This window comes from Methylobacterium sp. Ger2507 (assembly GCF_055231875.1).
The window spans coordinates 1077361-1093518 of the sequence record NZ_JBUYVC010000001.1; the positions used below are offsets into that span (position 1 = coordinate 1077361).

At 69.8% G+C, this 16158-nt stretch carries 11 protein-coding genes; 8 read left to right on the forward strand and 3 right to left on the reverse strand.

What is annotated here, in order from left to right; all coding sequences use genetic code 11:
• Positions 1 to 60 precede the first annotated feature (60 nt).
• From pbpC to ACV7NL_RS05015, 3 genes are all read left to right on the forward strand, one after another.
• Positions 61 to 2205, forward strand: a complete 2145-nt coding sequence (pbpC, locus tag ACV7NL_RS05005; RefSeq protein WP_463357056.1) for a penicillin-binding protein 1C — start codon at positions 61 to 63, stop codon at positions 2203 to 2205.
• 106 nt (positions 2206 to 2311) lie between these two features.
• Complete coding sequence (locus ACV7NL_RS05010; RefSeq protein ID WP_463355089.1) at positions 2312 to 4219, forward strand: potassium transporter Kup; 1908 nt, start codon at positions 2312 to 2314, stop codon at positions 4217 to 4219.
• Between the two features lie 204 nt (positions 4220 to 4423).
• Positions 4424 to 5587, forward strand: coding sequence for a sensor histidine kinase (locus ACV7NL_RS05015; RefSeq protein ID WP_463357057.1), 1164 nt, complete (start codon positions 4424 to 4426; stop codon positions 5585 to 5587).
• Positions 5588 to 5615: 28 nt separating this feature from the next.
• On the opposite strand, the gene ACV7NL_RS05020 is transcribed toward ACV7NL_RS05015, so the two are convergent.
• Together ACV7NL_RS05020 and ACV7NL_RS05025 are read right to left on the reverse strand one after the other, a co-directional pair.
• The gene (locus tag ACV7NL_RS05020; RefSeq protein ID WP_463355090.1) at positions 5616 to 7160 is read right to left on the reverse strand and encodes a cation:proton antiporter; all 1545 of its coding nucleotides are present in this window, start codon (positions 7158 to 7160) and stop codon (positions 5616 to 5618) included.
• A gap of 66 nt (positions 7161 to 7226) precedes the next feature.
• Complete coding sequence (locus ACV7NL_RS05025; RefSeq protein ID WP_056187905.1) at positions 7227 to 7736, reverse strand: OsmC family protein; 510 nt, start codon at positions 7734 to 7736, stop codon at positions 7227 to 7229.
• 244 nt (positions 7737 to 7980) lie between these two features.
• Here ACV7NL_RS05025 and ACV7NL_RS05030 point away from each other — a divergent pair, with 244 nt between their 5' ends.
• The 3 genes from ACV7NL_RS05030 (at position 7981) to ACV7NL_RS05040 (ending at position 12470) form a co-directional block, all read left to right on the forward strand.
• A complete protein-coding gene (locus ACV7NL_RS05030; protein ID WP_056485869.1) occupies positions 7981 to 8823 on the forward strand; it encodes a cell envelope integrity EipB family protein in 843 nt (280 codons plus the stop codon).
• Between the two features lie 243 nt (positions 8824 to 9066).
• Positions 9067 to 9642, forward strand: coding sequence for a PilZ domain-containing protein (locus tag ACV7NL_RS05035; protein WP_056187908.1), 576 nt, complete (start codon positions 9067 to 9069; stop codon positions 9640 to 9642).
• Between the two features lie 473 nt (positions 9643 to 10115).
• Positions 10116 to 12470, forward strand: a complete 2355-nt coding sequence (locus ACV7NL_RS05040; RefSeq protein ID WP_463355091.1) for a putative bifunctional diguanylate cyclase/phosphodiesterase — start codon at positions 10116 to 10118, stop codon at positions 12468 to 12470.
• A 22-nt stretch (positions 12471 to 12492) separates the two neighbouring features.
• Here the strand turns inward: ACV7NL_RS05040 and ACV7NL_RS05045 are convergent, their stop codons facing one another.
• Positions 12493 to 13797, reverse strand: coding sequence for a flavin monoamine oxidase family protein (locus ACV7NL_RS05045; RefSeq protein WP_463355092.1), 1305 nt, complete (start codon positions 13795 to 13797; stop codon positions 12493 to 12495).
• Between the two features lie 206 nt (positions 13798 to 14003).
• Between ACV7NL_RS05045 and ACV7NL_RS05050 the strand changes: the two genes are divergently transcribed.
• Complete coding sequence (locus ACV7NL_RS05050; protein WP_056187918.1) at positions 14004 to 14720, forward strand: sulfate transporter family protein; 717 nt, start codon at positions 14004 to 14006, stop codon at positions 14718 to 14720.
• Positions 14721 to 14962: 242 nt separating this feature from the next.
• Positions 14963 to 16102, forward strand: a complete 1140-nt coding sequence (locus tag ACV7NL_RS05055) for a complex I NDUFA9 subunit family protein (RefSeq protein ID WP_056485878.1) — start codon at positions 14963 to 14965, stop codon at positions 16100 to 16102.
• The last annotated feature ends 56 nt before the right edge of the window (positions 16103 to 16158 follow it).

Below are 16158 nucleotides of genomic sequence, written 5' to 3' on the forward strand. Positions count from 1 at the left end.
TCTGCGGGGAGAGGTCACCCTCGAGGCGGGTCGAGAGAGGGGAGCGCCGGATCGGGCGAGATCGCTCCCTCTTCCGCAAGCTCCGCAGACATCCTCCCCCGCAGAGGGGGGAGGAGACTTCTGATCGTCGCGCTCGGGGCATGTGCGGTCATCGCCCTCTGTGCGATCGCTTTCTGGCGCTTCATCGAAACCCTCCCGCCCCTCGACCTGACCCAGGCCGAGCTCCGCTCCACGGTGGTGCTCGACCGGGAGGGACGCCTCCTGCGCCCCTTCGCCACCGCCGATGGGCGCTGGCGCCTGCCGGTCACGGCGCCCCAGATCGATCCGCGCTACCTCGCCATGCTCACCGCCTACGAGGACCGGCGCTTCGCCTCGCATCCCGGCATCGATCCGGCCGCCACGCTCCGGGCGGCATGGCAATGGCTCACGGCGGGGCGCATCGTCTCGGGAGGCTCGACCCTGTCGATGCAGGTGGCCCGCCTCGTCGAGCCGCGTTCCGAGCGATCGCTTCGCGCCAAGCTGCGCCAGATGGTGCGGGCGGTTCAGCTGGAGCGGCGCTTCGGCAAGGACGGGGTGCTCGATCTCTACCTGGCGCTCGCCCCCTATGGCGGTCCGGTCGAGGGCCTGCGGGCGGCGAGCTTGGCGTATTTCGGGCGCGAGCCGGCGCGGCTGTCCTTCGCCGAAAGCGCGCTCCTCGTTGCCCTGCCGCAGGCGCCGGAGGCGCGACGGCCGGACCGCTTTCCCCAGGCGGCCCGACGTGCCCGCGACCGGGTCCTCGCCATCGCGGTGGCGCAGGGCGTGATCACGGCGGCGGAGGCGCAGGCCGCCCGCGCCGAGCCGGTGCCGGCCTCGCGAAAATCCTTTCCGATGCTGGCGGCCCACGCGGCCGAGGCGGCGCATGCCGCCGATCCGGCGGCGCGGGTCCTCCGCCTCACCCTGGACGGACGCCTTCAGGCCAGCCTGGAAACCCTGGCGACCGAGCGCGCCGCAGCCGTCGGGCCGGGAATCTCGGCGGCGATCCTGGCCCTCGACAACCGCACTGGCGCGGTGCTCGCCCAGGTCGGCAGCCCCGGCTACCTCGACGCCAGCCGGTCCGGCGCCATCGACATGACCGGCGCGATCCGCTCGCCGGGGTCGGCTCTCAAGCCCTTCATCTACGCACTCGCCTTCGAGACGGGACTTGCTCACCCGGAAACTCAGCTGGACGACCGCCCGGTGCGCTTCACCGGCTACGCCCCCGAGAACTTCGATCTCGGCTACCAGGGCACCGTGACGGCGCGGCGCGCCCTCCAGCTCTCCCTGAACGTACCGGCGGTGGATCTGCTGGAGGTGGTCGGTCCGGCCCGCTTCATCGCGCGGCTGCGGGCGGCGGGCGCCCGCATCGAGCTGCCCCGCGACACCGCGCCGGGCCTGCCGGTGGCGCTCGGCGGCCTCGGCATCACGCTCACCGACCTCGCCCGCCTGTTCTCCGGCCTCGCCCGGCAGGGACTGGTGCCGAACCTGACCCGTCGCCTCGGCGAAGCGCCGGTCGAGATGACGGCCGAAGCCCGCATCACGGAAGGCGTCGCCGCCTGGTACGTCGCCGACAGCCTGCGGGGGGCGCCTCCGCCCGAGAACGCTCTCCCGAACCGGATCGCCTACAAGACCGGCACCTCCTACGGCTACCGCGACGCCCTGGCGGTGGGCTTCGACCGGCGCGTGACCATCGCGGTCTGGGTTGGACGGCCCGACGGCAACGCCGTGCCGGGCCTCGTCGGCCGGGTGGCGGCGGCCCCCATCCTGTTCGACGCCTTCGCGCGCTTCGGCGGTGAACCCGACCCGGTGCCGATGCCGCGCGAGGCGCTGGTGACCACCACCGCCGGCCTGCCGCCGCCCCTGCGTCACATCCGGCGCGACATTCCCAAGACCCTGTCGGCCGCGTGGGGCGCCGCCCTCCAGATCGCCTACCCGCCGGACGGCGCCCGCATCGATCTCGGCCTGTCGGAGCCGGATTCCGTTCCGTTCGCGAGTCCCGACCAGAAAGCCAGCCTCGCCCTGAAGGCGCTCGGCGGCGTGCCGCCCCTGACCTGGATGATCGACGGCCTGCCGGTGGCGGGCGGCCCCCGGCGCCAATCGGCTTGGGAGCCGGAGGGGGCGGGCTTCGCGCGGATCTCGGTGATGGATGCCACGGGTGCGAGCGACAGCGTGATGGTGCGGATCGAGTGACGCGCCCGTCCCCACTTCAAGCCGGAGACCGATCGGGCCCCTGGTCGGACGGAAACCCGCCCCTACCTGCGGGCGACGGCGCGAACCTTCGCCGTTGCCGGAGACCATGCCCGTGGCCCACGAGGAATCCCCGATGGGACGACCGGCCCTGCGCCCGGCGGTGATGCTGGGGGCGCTCGGCATCGTCTACGGGGATATCGGCACGTCTCCCCTCTACGCCTTCAAGGAGGCGGTCCGTGCCGCGAGTGCCGGGGCGCCCCCGACCCCGATCGCGGTGACGGGGGCCGTCTCGCTGATCCTGTGGTCGCTGATCCTCATCGTGTCGATCAAGTACGCGGTGCTGATCCTGCGCGCCGACAATCGCGGCGAGGGCGGCATCGTCGCCATGCTGGCGCTGCTCGGAGCCCGGAACGCCAAGCCCGGCTCCTGGGCCGGTGTGCTCTTGGTGGTCGGCCTCATCGGCGCGGCGCTGCTCTACGGCGACGGCGCGATCACGCCCGCGATCTCGGTGCTCAGCGCGGTGGAGGGCCTCAAGGTCGAGGCGCCGGCCCTGTCGCGCTTCGTCGTGCCGATCACGGTTCTGATCCTGGTCGGCCTGTTCCTGGTCCAGAGCCGGGGCGTGGCCTTCATCGGCCGCATCTTCGGGCCGGTGATGCTCGTGTGGTTTGTCGTGCTGGCGCTGCTGGGTCTGGGGGGCATCTGGCACGCGCCGCAGATTCTGGCCGCGCTCAACCCGTTGAAGGCTGTCGAGTTCCTGACGCATGCGGGCTGGCACGTCAGCTTCGCCATGCTGGGTGCCGCCTTCCTGGCCGTCACCGGCGGCGAGGCGATGTATGCCGATCTCGGGCATTTCGGAGCCGGCCCGATCCGCGCCTCCTGGTTCGGCCTCGTTCTGCCGGCCCTCGTGATCCATTATTTCGGGCAGGGTGCGCTCCTGCTCGTCGAGCCCGACGCCATCGAGAACCCGTTCTATCGTCTGAGCCCGGACTGGGCGCATTACCCGCTGATCGGCCTCGCGACCCTGGCGACCGTGATCGCCTCGCAATCGATCATCTCGGGGGCCTTCTCGCTGACCCAGCAATCGATCCAGCTCGGCTTCCTGCCGCCGATGCGGGTGGTCCACACTGCCCGGCTTGAGCGCGGGCAGATCTACGTACCGATGGTGAACTGGCTGCTGGCCGCCGCCACCCTGAGCGCTGTCCTGATCTTCGGCTCATCGGATGCGCTCGCCGGGGCCTACGGCATCGCGGTGGCCTCCCTGATGGCGATCACCACGCTGCTGGCCGCTCTCGTCGCCCTGAAATGGGGCTACAACCCCGTGGCGGTCCTGGCGGTGAACGGGTTCTTCCTCGCCATCGACCTTGTGTTCCTCGGCGCCAACAGCGTGAAGCTGTTCGAGGGCGGCTGGTTTCCCCTCATGCTGGCCGGGCTCGTGGCGTTCCTGATGCTGACCTGGCGCAAGGGCAACCAGCTCGTCGAGGCCGCGCGGGTCGCGCTGCGCCAGCCCGAGGCCGAGTTCCTGGAACAGCTCCGGCGCGACCCGCCGATCGTGCTGCCGGGCAATGCCGCCTTCCTGTCCTCGGCCACAAGCGCCATCCCGCTGCATCTGTCCCGCTTCGTCGCCCGCAGTCACGCCCTGCACAAGCGCGTCCTCATCGTCACCGCCCGTTACGAGGAGGAGCCTACGGTGGCCCGCGACCGGCGCGCCGAGGTCATCCCGATCACGCCCGACATCACCCGGGTGATCCTGCGCTACGGCTTCATGGAGGACGCCTCGGTTCCCGACGGCCTGCGCTGCGCGGTCGAGTCGAAGCGCCTGCCGCCCGAGTGTCTCGACGACCTGACGATCTTCATCGGCCACGAGACCATCATCCCGAAGAGCGACCAGCGCGGCATGGCGACCTGGCGCGAGGAAATCTATGCCTTCCTGCTGCGCAACGCTGAGCGCACGGGGGCGCATTTCTGCGTGCCGACCCGCCAACTCGTGGAGGTCGGCACCGAGATCGAAATCTGAGTGGCGTTCGGCTGAGCCCAGCGGCGCGGGGTATCAACTCTGCGTCGGGACTTGCTGGATGCTCTTGCGGGCCTCAAGCGGTGTGTCGCACAAGGGGGCGACCAACCCGACCGTGCCGAACCCGAGAAGCGTATCGTTGCGATGACCGAGCCGGCGAAGACCGCCCTGGCGGAGACCGATCTGGCAAGTGCGGATTCGGCAGGTATGGATTCGGCAGGTGCGGATCTGGCGCCCAAGGCCCTGGCGTTCCGGTTGCGGCAGCAGGCGATTCTCTCCGATTTCGGCGTAGAGGCCCTGCGCGCCACGGAATTGCTGCCGCTGCTCCAGCGCGCCACCGAACTCTGCGCCGAGGGGATGGAGGCGCAGTTCTGCAAGGCCCTGGAATACAAGCCGCATCAGGATTGCCTCCTCGTCTGCGCCGGAATCGGCTGGGCGGCGGATGCGGTCGGCACCACCATCATCGGGGCGGATCTCGCCTCGCCCGCGGGCTACGCCCTCAAGACGGGCCGTCCCGTGATCTCGAACCACCTCGAGAACGAAACCCGCTTCCGCACTCCGAAGCTGATGGCCGACCACGGCATCCGCCGGGCCATCAACGTGCTGATCGCCAACCGCGACGGCAATTACGGTGTGCTGGAGGTGGACGACACCCGCGAGGGCCAGTTCGAGGAGGCGGACATCGCCTTCATGCAGGGCTTCGCCAACCTCGTCGGCGGTGCCATCGAGCGCCAGCGGGCCGAGGCGCGGCTGAAGGCGGCCCTGGAGCGGCAGGAGCTGCTGTCCCGCGAGATGAGCCACCGGGTCAAGAACAGCCTCGCGGTGGTGGCGGGTTTCCTCGGGCTCCAGGCCCGCGGCTCCGACAATGCCGACGTGAAGAACGCCCTGGCCGATGCCCGGACCCGTGTCGAGGCGGTGGCCCAGGTCCACGATCAGCTCTGGCGCCAGCCGAGCCTGGAGGCGATCGACGTCGCGGGCTTCCTCGAAGCGCTCTGCGCCAAGCTGCAGGAGAGCGCTCCGCGCCATCGCCTGGTCTGTCGTGCCGCCCGGGTCAACATTCCCGCCGATCTCGCGATCCCGCTCGGGCTCTTCGTCAACGAGCTCGTCACCAACGCGATCAAGTATGCCTACCCGGATGGCGAGGGCGAGATTCGGGTAGAGGCCCGGCCCGACGCGGCCGGCACCCTGATCCTCGCCGTCGAGGACGACGGCGCCGGGCTGCCGGAGGGGTTCGATCCGGCGGCCGCGCGCAGCGCCAGCCTCGGCATGCGCATCATCAACAGTCTGGCCCGCCAGCTGGGCGGCACCCTCGCGGTCGCCCCCGACGTGCAGGGCGCGCATTTCTCCCTCCGGATGGCGCCTCTGGCCTGAGCTTGCCGCGGGAAATCGGTCTCGGGTTTCAGGTCTCGGCCCTGGGCGTCGCGTTCAGCTCGGCCCAGTCGAACTCCTCCTCCAGCACATAATAGGCGTCGTCGCCGATCTCGCCGGTGCGGCGCAGGGCCAGAACCCGGTCGCGGGCGGCCTCGATGGCGCGGCGTCGGGCGGCATCGGCCGGCAGGGCTTCGGCGGCGAAGCCCGTATCGCGCGCCTCGGCCTGCTCCAGGGCGATGCGGAACTCCTCGCACAGAGCCCGCGAGGGCGCATCCTCCGCATCCTCCAGGGTCTTCAGGGCGGCCCGGAAAGCCTCCGTGCGGCCGTGCCCGACCTCGCGGCCGACGGGATCGTTGTCCTCGAGCCCGAGGCGGCTGAGCAGGAGCCGCAGGGTCAGGCCCTGGATCGTCAAGGTGCCGATGATCACGCAGAAGGCGGTCAGCACGATCAGGTCGCGATAGGGGAAGGCCGGCGCGCCCTCGGGCAGGGCCAGCGCCGTCGCGATGGTGACGATGCCGCGCATGCCCGCCCAGGACACGGCGATTCCGGCCGAGAGGCCGCGGTCCCGGGTCTCGGCCTCGTCGGCACTGAGACGGGCGAGATGGGCCGCTGGCAGGACCCAGGCCAGGCGGACAACCACAACCGTGAGGAACACCGCCGCACCGACCAGGGCATAGGAGATCTGCTGCGCCCGGGTCAGGCGTTCGAGGATCGGCCCGATCTGCAGTCCGATCAGCACGAAGGCGAGGACGTTGAGCACGAACACGGCCGTGTCCCAGACCGCGTACGAGACGATGCGGGTGCGCGGTGGGGTGCGGCCGGGCGCGATCCGGGCGGCCGTGATCGCGAAGGTGACCACCGTGAGCACGCCGGAGAGATGGAAGGCCTCCGCGCCCATCCAGATCGCGAAGGCGGCCACGAATTGCAGCACGATGATGCTCGGCGTGTCGGCAACCGGGCGCATGGCGGCACTGTAGATCAGCGCCAGCACCGGGCCGATGACGAGGCTGCCGAGGATCTCGCCGATGAGGATCGGCACCGTCTCCGTCAGCGAGAAGCTGCCGGTGACGGCCGCCATGACGCCGAGCCGGTAGATCAGCAGCGAGCCGGCGTCGTTGAGCAGGCTCTCGCCGCGCAGGATCGTGGTGAGGCGGTGCGGCAGGGAGACCTGGCGCAGCACCGAGAGAGCCGCCACCGCGTCCGGCGGCGCCACCACCGCGCCGAGCACGATGCAGGCGGCCCAGGGCATGTCGGGCACGAGCCCCTTCACCACCACGGCCACGGCCGCCGTCGTCGCCACCACGGCTCCGAAGGCGAGGCCGGCGATCGGCCGCCAGTGGGTGCGCAGGTCCCGGACCGACGTGTCGTAGCCGGCATCCAGCAGGACGGGAGCGAGGAACAGGGCCAAAGCCAGTTCCGGATCGAGCACGAGGTTCGGCACCGCCGGAACGAAGGCGAGGCCGATCCCGCCGAGTGCCAGGAACACCGGGTAGGGGGCACCCAGCCGGCGGGCGAGGCCCGCCAGGAGCACGGCGCCGAACAGGACGCCGACGATCCACTCGAAAATCATCATACTGTGGGGAACACATCATCACGGCGCCGGGATCACGCATCCGGGCGCGAAAACGTCACGCGCGGCTCAGCCCTGCGCGAGGACCACCGCCAGATCCGGCTTGTGATTCAGGGTCTGGAACACGACGCAGTAGCGCTCGGTCAGCTTGAGCAACTGGTCGAGTTTGTCCTGGGGGGCGTCGGTGTCGAGGGCGAAGGCGAGCCGGATCGCCCGGAAGCCCACGGGCGCCTCCCGGTCGACCCCCAGGGTGCCGCGGAAGTCGAGGTCGCCCTCGGCGCTGACGGTGCCGGATCGAAGCTCCACGCCGATCGCGGTGGCCACCGCCTTCAGGGTGACGCCGGCGCAGGCCACCAGCGCCTCCAGCAGCATGTCCCCGGAGCAGAGTTCCGCGCCGGAACCGCCGGTGGCCGGGTGCAGGCCCGCCACCGCGAGGGCGCGTCCGGTCTCGACCTTGCAGGCGATCGACGTATCGTCGAGGCTGCCGCGGGCGCGCAGGGTGACGACGGCGGAACCGGGGGCGTTGCGGTAGCGGTCCTTGATCGGGGCCTGGAGCGAGCGCAGGGTATCGGCGTCCATGGGCGTATCCTCTCTCCCGTCCGGTGTTGGTTCCGTCCCGGATGCGCGTCGGGCTCCGGGTTTCCTCTTCTCCGGGGATAGGTAGGGCGCGCGTTGCGGCGCGGCGAATGCAGCGGTACCCGAACGAACCTCGCTCGCGCGGGCGGGATGCCCTATCTCAGGGGCTCCGGCGGGTGTCCGCACCCCCGGCCCGACCCTGTCAGGAGAGTTCATGCGTCGTTCCAGCGTGAGTGCAGAAGCCGTGATGGCGCGCGTCGCGAGTCCCGGTCTCGCGGCCGGCCTTGTCCTGTTCGCCACTGCGGCGGGGGCCGCCTCGCCGATCACCCTCGCCAATCACCGCGCCGTCTACGATCTCTCGCTCGCCGAGAGCAGCGGCACCCGGGCGGTGGAGAGCGCGCGCGGGCGCATCGTCATTGAATTCACCGGCGACGCCTGCAAGGGCTACACGATGCAGACCCGGCAGGTGACGGTGCTGGAGAGCGGCGAGACCGGCAGCCGGACCTCCGATCTGCGCAACACCACCTTTGAGAGCGGGGATGGCCACAGCTACCGCTTCAAGACCAGCACGGTGCTCAACGGAACGCCGGGCCAGACCGTGGATGGCACCGCTGAATCGACGCCTGACAGCCTGAAGGTGAAGCTCAAGGAACCCAAGCGCGACCAGTTCCAGGACTCCGGCGAGGTCCTGTTTCCCACGTTGCACATGCGCCGTCTGATCCAGGCCGGGCGCGACGGGCAGACCACCGTCTCGGTCAAGGTCTTCGACGGCTCCGATGACGGGCGCAAGGTCTACGACACCCTCGCGGTCATCGGCCGGCCGGGTCTGGCCCCGGCGGCCACCGACAAGGCGGCGGAGCGCGACAAGCCGCTCAAGGACGGTCCCATGGCAGCCCTGCCCCACTGGCCCGTGACCCTGAGCTATTATGTTCCGGGCCAGGGCGAGCGCACGCCGATCTACGTCCTCAACTTCGATCTCTACGAGAACGGTGTCAGTGGCGCGCTGCGCCTCAACTATGGCGAGTTCGCCGTGGTCGGAGACCTGACGCGCCTCGACACCCTGCCGTCCAGCACCGATTGCCAGCGCTGAGGCGGGGCGGATCGTCCGGTAGAGCCCGTCTCCAGGGTGCGGGCCAACGCTTGCGGAGCAAGGCTCGTAGGCGAAGGGTCGCGGGTCGCCTGCTCTTGCACCGGTTCGCGCTTGGCCCGCGGGGCTGCCGCGACGGTCCTGATTTCCTCTGCAAGAAACCGTTATTCCGTCAAATTCTCAGCGTTGCCGTAAAGGTTTATCGGATGGCGGGTGTCTTAGTGATCCTGCAACTGCAGGACGGTCATGGGCGAAGCTATCACATCATCATCGACACGTCTGATCCTGCCCGCCCTCTGTTGGAACCGTCAGCGCTCGGATTTTTACGCGGTCACGGCCGACGTGTCGGTGCTCGGCCTGCGTTTTCGCTCCTCGGTCGTGCCGGATCCGGGTGAAACCCTGTCGTGCAGCATTCGCCACGCGGGCTCCCTCGAAGCCCAGGTCATCGAATGCGGCAAGGAGCACTTCGTGACCCGGGTGCTCCGGGCCGAGGCACCGCTCCCGGTTATCGTTCGACGGCTTCTTGAGCTCGCCGCCGACCAGAACGGTGACGACGTGCCCCAGCGCGCGCATCCGCGTTTCGTGCCCGATCATCCGGACATCCTCGTGACCATGGCGTGCGGCACGCAGATCCCCGGTCGCCTGATCAACGTCTCGGCCTCGGGCGCTGCCGTGAGGATCGACGTTCCCCTGGAGCCGGGCACGCAGATCACGCTCGGCCGGACGCCTGCGACGGTCGCCCGCTGCTTCGGAGAGGGCATCGGTGCGGCGTTCCTGCAGCCGCTGCCGGCAGCGGAACTCGGCCCCCATATCCTGCTGTGAGCGAGGATGGTCCTGGCTGGGACTGTCGAAGGCCTCTGTGCTGAACCAAATCAGTTCTCATCTAAGACGGGCATCATTATGGACCAGAGAGGGTGGGTCCTGATCTTTGTTGGTGCAATCTAGGCGTTGTCAAAGCCCGGACTGTAATTAAGCTTTTATCAAATGATGGGGAATAGCCTTCGGTCTCGCCTTCCCGTTGGAGGCCGGACGATGTGATGTGCGGACGAAGCACGCATCCGAGGGCCGCCGACCTCCGTTCGGACAGCCCGATCCGGTAAGCCTTCGCTGCCGGCGGATCGCCGAAGATCGTGAGTCTGATGCCACGCGCGCCTGACCTTTTTCGCGCCAGACCCGTCCTGCCCACCGCACCGCTTGCGGCCTCCGCCGGCGGTCCGCGTTTGCCGGATGTGGCCCGGGGACGCTCGGTGAGCGATCGTATCCGATCCCCGGCCCCTGCCGGCGCGGAGCCGGCAGTGAGACCCGCCGTGTTCCGGGGGAGGACCGGCCTGACGAATCGCTACGACCTGGAGGCGCGGGCCGGCCATCTCGACGAGGTGCTGCAATTCGCTCCTTATCTCGCCCTCACCCATACGGTGATCGCCGGCGCCGTCCTGGTGCTGTTCTGGAGTGAGACTCACCAGGTCTATCTGACGACCCTGTTCTTCAGCGTCGTCCTCACCGTCACCCTCGCGACGATCGGAGCCTGGCGCTACCGCCTGCAGCGTCTCAAAGTGGCCGACATCGTCGCCGGACATCGGATCGCCGTCCTGTTCGCGCTGATTCTCGGGCTATCCTGGGGCAGCATGCCGCTGGCCCTCTTCCCGGCTCCGGGCACCACCGACCGGATCTTCGTGGTGGCTCTCTGCGCCGGCCTGATGGCCACCACCTATACCTTCGGCTCGCTGCCCCACCTCGGCCTCGTCTATTGCGTTCCACTCGCCTTGGGGAGTCTCGCAGCCCTGATCCTGGACGGAGCCGTGTCCAGCTGGTGGCTGGCGATGCTGATGGGGATCTATTCGGTCTTCGTCGCCTTCACCGCCGGGCGGATGGGCCGCCTCTCCGAACAGCGGATCATCGATCGCGTCCGGGTCAGCGAGCAGAACGAGACGATCAGCCTGCTGCTTCACGATTTCGAGGCGAGCACCAGCGACTGGCTCTGGGAGACCGATGCCGAGGGCCGGCTTCAGCACGTGTCCGAACGCATCGGCGAAGTGGCCGGGGAGCCGCCGCAACTCCTGCGGGAAACGCCGCTGGAGGCCCTGTTCCTCGGCGTGCGTGATCCACGCCCGATGACTCAGGAGATCGCCGATGTTCTCACCCTCGTGGCCGAGCGCAGGGCGTTCCGCGAGCGCGTGGTCGAGGTCACGATCGGGGGCCTGACGCGCTGGTGGCGCATCAGCGGCCGTCCCATCCTCGACGACGGCGACACCTTCCTGGGATTTCGGGGCGTCGGCTCGGACGTTACGGATACGCATCAGTCGGAAGCACGCATCGCCTACCTGGCGAGCTATGATCCACTCACGGGCCTTGCCAACCGGACCCTGTTCCAGGACATGGCGGCTCAACTTTGTGCCCGCGCGCGCACCACAGGCGAAGCCTGTGCGCTGCTCTATGTTGATCTCGACGGCTTCAAGTTCGTCAACGACACGTTCGGCCATGTCCTCGGCGATACCCTGCTTGCCCAGGTGGGGCAGCGCCTGACCGGGACAGTCGCGCCCGGGGCGCAGGTCTCACGGCTCGGGGGCGACGAGTTCGCCATCCTCCTCGCCGGCGTGGACGAGGATGCCCTGATCACCCTGGGGAAGCGAATCATCGGGGCGCTGAGCATGCCCTATACCCTCAATGGCGTTCAGGTGGAGATCGGTGCCAGCATCGGCCTCGCCCAGGCGCCGCGCGATGCGCACAATCCGGAGGGACTGCTCAGCAAGGCCGATCTCGCGCTCTACCGCGCCAAGGCCACGGGGCGGGGTAATGTCTGCGTGTTCTCGACCGACCTGGAAGCCTCGATGCGCCGGCGGCACGAGATCGAGGTGGATCTCAAGCGCGCGGTGGCCCAAGGCGAGTTCACCCTGCACTACCAGCCGCTCGTCAGCCTCGATGGCGGCCGGATTCACACCTTCGAGGCCCTGCTGCGCTGGACGCGCAGCTCCGGCGAGTCGGTATCGCCGGCCGATTTTCTTCCCGTCGCCGAAGCCTCGGGCCTGATCAGCCAGATCGGCCGCTGGGTTCTGATGCAGGCCTGCCGGGAGGCTGCTCACTGGCCGGAGGACATCCGGCTCGCGGTCAACCTCTCGCCGATCCAGTTCCGGAACGGCGACCTCATCGCGGAGGTGAGACAGGCGCTCGAAGCGAGCGGGTTGCCACCGAAGCGCCTGGAGATCGAGGTTACCGAGTCCGTGTTCTTCGAGATGAACGCAACCACCATCGCCAATCTGAACGCCCTGCGCGCCCTCGATATCCGCGTGGCGCTCGACGATTTCGGCACCGGCTACTCGTCGTTGAGCTATCTGATCCGGTTCCCCGTCGACAAGATCAAGATCGATCGCTCCTTCATCAAGGACATGGACAGCCGGCCCGAATGTCTGGCGATCATCGAAGCGATCCTCGCGCTTGCGCGCAAGCTCTCGATCACCGTCACCGCCGAGGGGGTCGAGACGGCGGAGCAGGCGCAGATGCTGAAGGCGAGCGGCTGCGACGACATCCAGGGCTTCCTCTTCAGTCCCGCCCGGCCGGCGGCCGAAATCCCGCACCTCATCACCGCCCTGCCGGTGCGGTTCTGCGAGGTCTTCCCGCGCCTCCCGGTGCCGTTCCAGCGTGCCGTCGCGTGACGGGCACTCGCTTGAGCCGCGCCTATCTCCGCACGGCGTCCGCGACGGCCTCGGCCGTCCGCATACCCTCGGCATAGGCGCCTCCCGCCGTGCCCCATTGCAGGCGCGACAGAGCCTCGCCGGCGAACCACACCCGGTCGGCCACGGGCGCCTGCAGCAGCGCCCGTGCGCCGGCATGGCCCGGCGGCACCACCGCCCAGGAGCCGCGCGCCCAGGGATCGTGACGCCACTCGCTCACGGCCGGGATGGTCAGGTCGTGCAGGGCGCGAGCGCCGAAATGCGCCATCAAGGTCGCGCGCACCAGCCTGCGGACGCCGTCCGGCCCGGCCCGGCGCGCGTCGAGGGCGGCGGCCATGGGCGCGTCGAGTTCGAAGAAGTGGAACGGCGTGCCGTCGATGCGGGTGAGAAGGCCTGGACTGGCCTCGCGTCCGCCGACAAGGGATGCGAGCCGGTCCGCCCCCCGGAACGGACAGGACGGCCAGTGCAGCACCGCGTGCTCGTAGATGCCGGTGGTGAAGCCCGCGATCGCGTTCGCGACCTCCGGAGGGAGTGCCGGGGTGAAGAGCGGGGCCGCCCGCAGCACCATGGTGGGAATCGTGACGATGACGGCCTTCGCCGTGACGGGCCCGGACCCCGTCTCCACCCGCACGCCCGGGCCGGACCAGTCGATGCCAGTCACCGGTGTCTCCAGGGCGACCGGCAGCCCGTTCGCAAGGCGGGCGAGATAGCCGCCGTAGCCGCCGGCGATGAAGTGGTTGTCGCTGTACTCCATGCTGGGGAAGTCCTGGAGCGAGACGCGGCTCAGCGCTTGTCCGGAGACGAGGCCGTGGACCCGCTCCACCCGCCGGCCCCAGGGCCCGAGCCCGGGCGGCAGGGCGGTGGCGGCCGGCCGGTCCGGCTCCTGCCAGGCGGCCTGGGTGCTCATGGCCCGGTCGGCCACCGCGAAGGCCCGGCCGAGCGCCGCTGCCTCGGCCGGGCGCCCGCGTCGGCGCCCGACCCAGAGATGGCTCGCCTGCGCGGCCACCCGCAGGGGCTCGCCCCGTGCGGTCCCGAGCTGCACCAGCGGGTTGATCGGTCCCGCATGCAGCCAGTGCCCTCCGAGATCGACCGCGTGCCCCCGCAGCGGCACGGTGAGCAGACGGCCGCCGACCCGGTCTCGCGCCTCCAGCACCGCCACCGAAACCCCGCGCGCCAGAAGGCTCCGGGCCGCCGCGACGCCGGCGGCTCCCGCGCCGATGACGATCACCTCCGGGTCCTGTGGCAGGGGCGCCAGGCGCGGGGCGAGGCTCGGGCGGCGACCTTCATGCGCGGGGCGTGACGTCCTCATGGATGACGGTCTCGTTCCTGTCTCGGCGATGCGCGAGGGCCTACCAGAGGACGCGGCGGCGGGACACTGCGCGGTTCGCTCCTGCGTGGCGCGCCCTTGCGTCGACGGGCGTCGATCGCCAGAACCGGGCGGAGACGGCGCGCGCGGGGGCGACGCAGCCCGGACCAGACCAACCTGACGGACACGAGACCACAGGATATCCCGGTATGCTCTTCCGCGCCGCCCTCGCCGCCATCCGGCAGGTGTTCTCACCCCCCTTACGCGCGATCCTGTGGAAGTCTCTCGGGCTCACCCTGGGCATCCTCGTCCTGGTCTGGTTCGGGCTGACGCGGGCGATCAACTGGTTCCTGTCGCAGCACCACCTCTCGGTGGATTATCCCTTCCTCGACACCCTGGCGGTGTTCTTTGCCGGGGCGGGGCTGTTCGTGGGCCTCGCCTACATCATGCCGGCGGTCTCGATCCTGGTGGCGGGCTACTTCCTCGACGACGCGGCCGAGATCGTCGAGCGCACGGACTTCCCCGCCGACCCGCCCGGGATCGCCCTGCCGCTCGGGACCGCGATGCTCTACGCCCTGCGCTTCGCCGGCCTCGCCCTGTTGGTGAACCTCGTGGCGCTCATCCTGTTCTTCGTGCCCGGCGTCAATCTCGTGGCGTTCTTCGGCGCCAACGCCTACCTGCTGTCGCGCGAGTATTTCGAGCTGGCCGCCGGGCGCTTCCGGCCGATGACGGAGGCCGGAGCCATGCGCCGGCACTACGGCGGCACCACGCTCCTGGCCGGCGCGCTGCTCGCCGGTCTCATGGTGGTGCCGGTGCTCAACCTGCTCACGCCGCTCTTCGGCATCGCCCTGATGGTGCATGTTCACAAGGGTTTGAGCCGGCGCATGCCGCTGGCCGGTCCGCAGGTCCAGCCTCGTCTGCGCTGAGGTTTCACGGCCGGACAGTTTTGGTTTTTCCAGGCAAACCCCGCAGGACAAGCCTCCCAGGAACAGTCCCGCAGGACTAGCCTTGCGAAAACAGCCCGGGGCGAAATTCACCGGGCGATCTCCCGTCCGCGATGGAAGTGTTCTAGATACGCTGCAACAGGCTAAGGACCGGCGCCGGTCCGTCGCCCCGCTCAGGGGTGCGGCACGGCGCGCAGGGGCCGCTTTTCGAGACCCAGAGAGCGATGACCGGCTTCGAGACCCTTCCCCTGACCCGCCCCGCCTCGCAGCTCGTCACCGTGTTCGGCGGATCGGGCTTCCTCGGGCGCCACGTGGTGCGGGCGCTCGCCAAGCGCGGCTACCGTATCCGGGTGGCCGTGCGCCGGCCCGATCTCGCCCTGTTCCTGCAGCCGCTCGGCAAGGTCGGCCAGATCGTCGCCGTCCAGGCCAATCTGCGTTACCCCGAGTCGATCGCCCGGGCGGTCCACGGGGCCGATATCGTCGTCAACCTCGTGGGCATCCTGCAGGAGACCGGCAAGCAGAGCTTTTCGCAGTTGCAGGCGGAAGGAGCGGGCGAGATCGCCCGGGCGGCCGCGGCCGTCGGTGCGCCCCTGGTCCACGTCTCGGCCATCGGCGCCGACGCGCATTCGTCCTCGCACTATGCCCGCACCAAGGCTCTCGGCGAGGCCAAGGTGGCCGAGGCCGGTGGTCCCTTCGTGATCCTGCGGCCCTCCCTGGTGTTCGGGCCCGGCGACAGCTTCTTCAACCGCTTCGCCTCGCTGGCCCGGGCGCTGCCGGTGCTGCCCCTGGCCGGGGCCGGGTCCCGCTTCCAGCCCGTCTACGTGGCCGACGTCGCGGAAGCCGTAACCCGGGCCGTCGAGGGCCACGTGCCCGCCGGCAAGGTCTACGAACTCGGCGGTCCCGAGGTCGAGACCCTGGAATCGCTGGTGCGCTACATGCTCAAGGTCACGCTGCGCAAGCGGGTGGTTCTCGGCCTGCCGCAGCCGGCCGCGATGCTCCAGGCCCGCGCTCTCGAGGTGGTCGACACCCTGACCCTCGGCCTCTTGCCGGACAGTCTCAAGCTCACCCGCGACCAGGTCATTCTGCTCCAGAGCGACAACGTCGTGTCGGACGCCGCCAAGGCCGAGGGCCGCACCCTGGAGGGCATCGGCCTCCAGCCCACCGCCATGGAGGCGGTGGTGCCGGGCTACCTCTGGCGCTTCCGCAAGGCCGGCCAGTTCGCCAAGGTGCAGGAGTTCGAGAGCGCCATCCCCGAGACCCTGACACCGAAGCCCTTCGTGCCGCGCAGCGGCAGCGGCCCGGCTCTGGGACCGGATTCGAACGCGCCGAGCCGGATGGGCGTGAGATGGGGCACCCGGGGCTGAGGCTTTCGCCCGCCGTCGGAGTCCTCAGGGCCGGCGAAATGGTCTAGAGGGCGCCT

Coding starts and splice junctions, on each gene's coding strand:
- ACV7NL_RS05010 (WP_463355089.1), top strand. CDS start 2,312: ATGCCCGTGGCCCACGAGGAATCCCCGATGGGACGACCGGCCCTGCGC.
- ACV7NL_RS05055 (WP_056485878.1), top strand. CDS start 14,963: ATGACCGGCTTCGAGACCCTTCCCCTGACCCGCCCCGCCTCGCAGCTC.
- ACV7NL_RS05035 (WP_056187908.1), top strand. CDS start 9,067: ATGGGCGAAGCTATCACATCATCATCGACACGTCTGATCCTGCCCGCC.
- ACV7NL_RS05025 (WP_056187905.1), bottom strand. CDS start 7,736: ATGGACGCCGATACCCTGCGCTCGCTCCAGGCCCCGATCAAGGACCGC.
- ACV7NL_RS05015 (WP_463357057.1), top strand. CDS start 4,424: ATGGATTCGGCAGGTGCGGATCTGGCGCCCAAGGCCCTGGCGTTCCGG.
- ACV7NL_RS05030 (WP_056485869.1), top strand. CDS start 7,981: ATGGCGCGCGTCGCGAGTCCCGGTCTCGCGGCCGGCCTTGTCCTGTTC.
- ACV7NL_RS05050 (WP_056187918.1), top strand. CDS start 14,004: ATGCTCTTCCGCGCCGCCCTCGCCGCCATCCGGCAGGTGTTCTCACCC.
- ACV7NL_RS05020 (WP_463355090.1), bottom strand. CDS start 7,160: ATGATGATTTTCGAGTGGATCGTCGGCGTCCTGTTCGGCGCCGTGCTC.
- ACV7NL_RS05045 (WP_463355092.1), bottom strand. CDS start 13,797: ATGAGGACGTCACGCCCCGCGCATGAAGGTCGCCGCCCGAGCCTCGCC.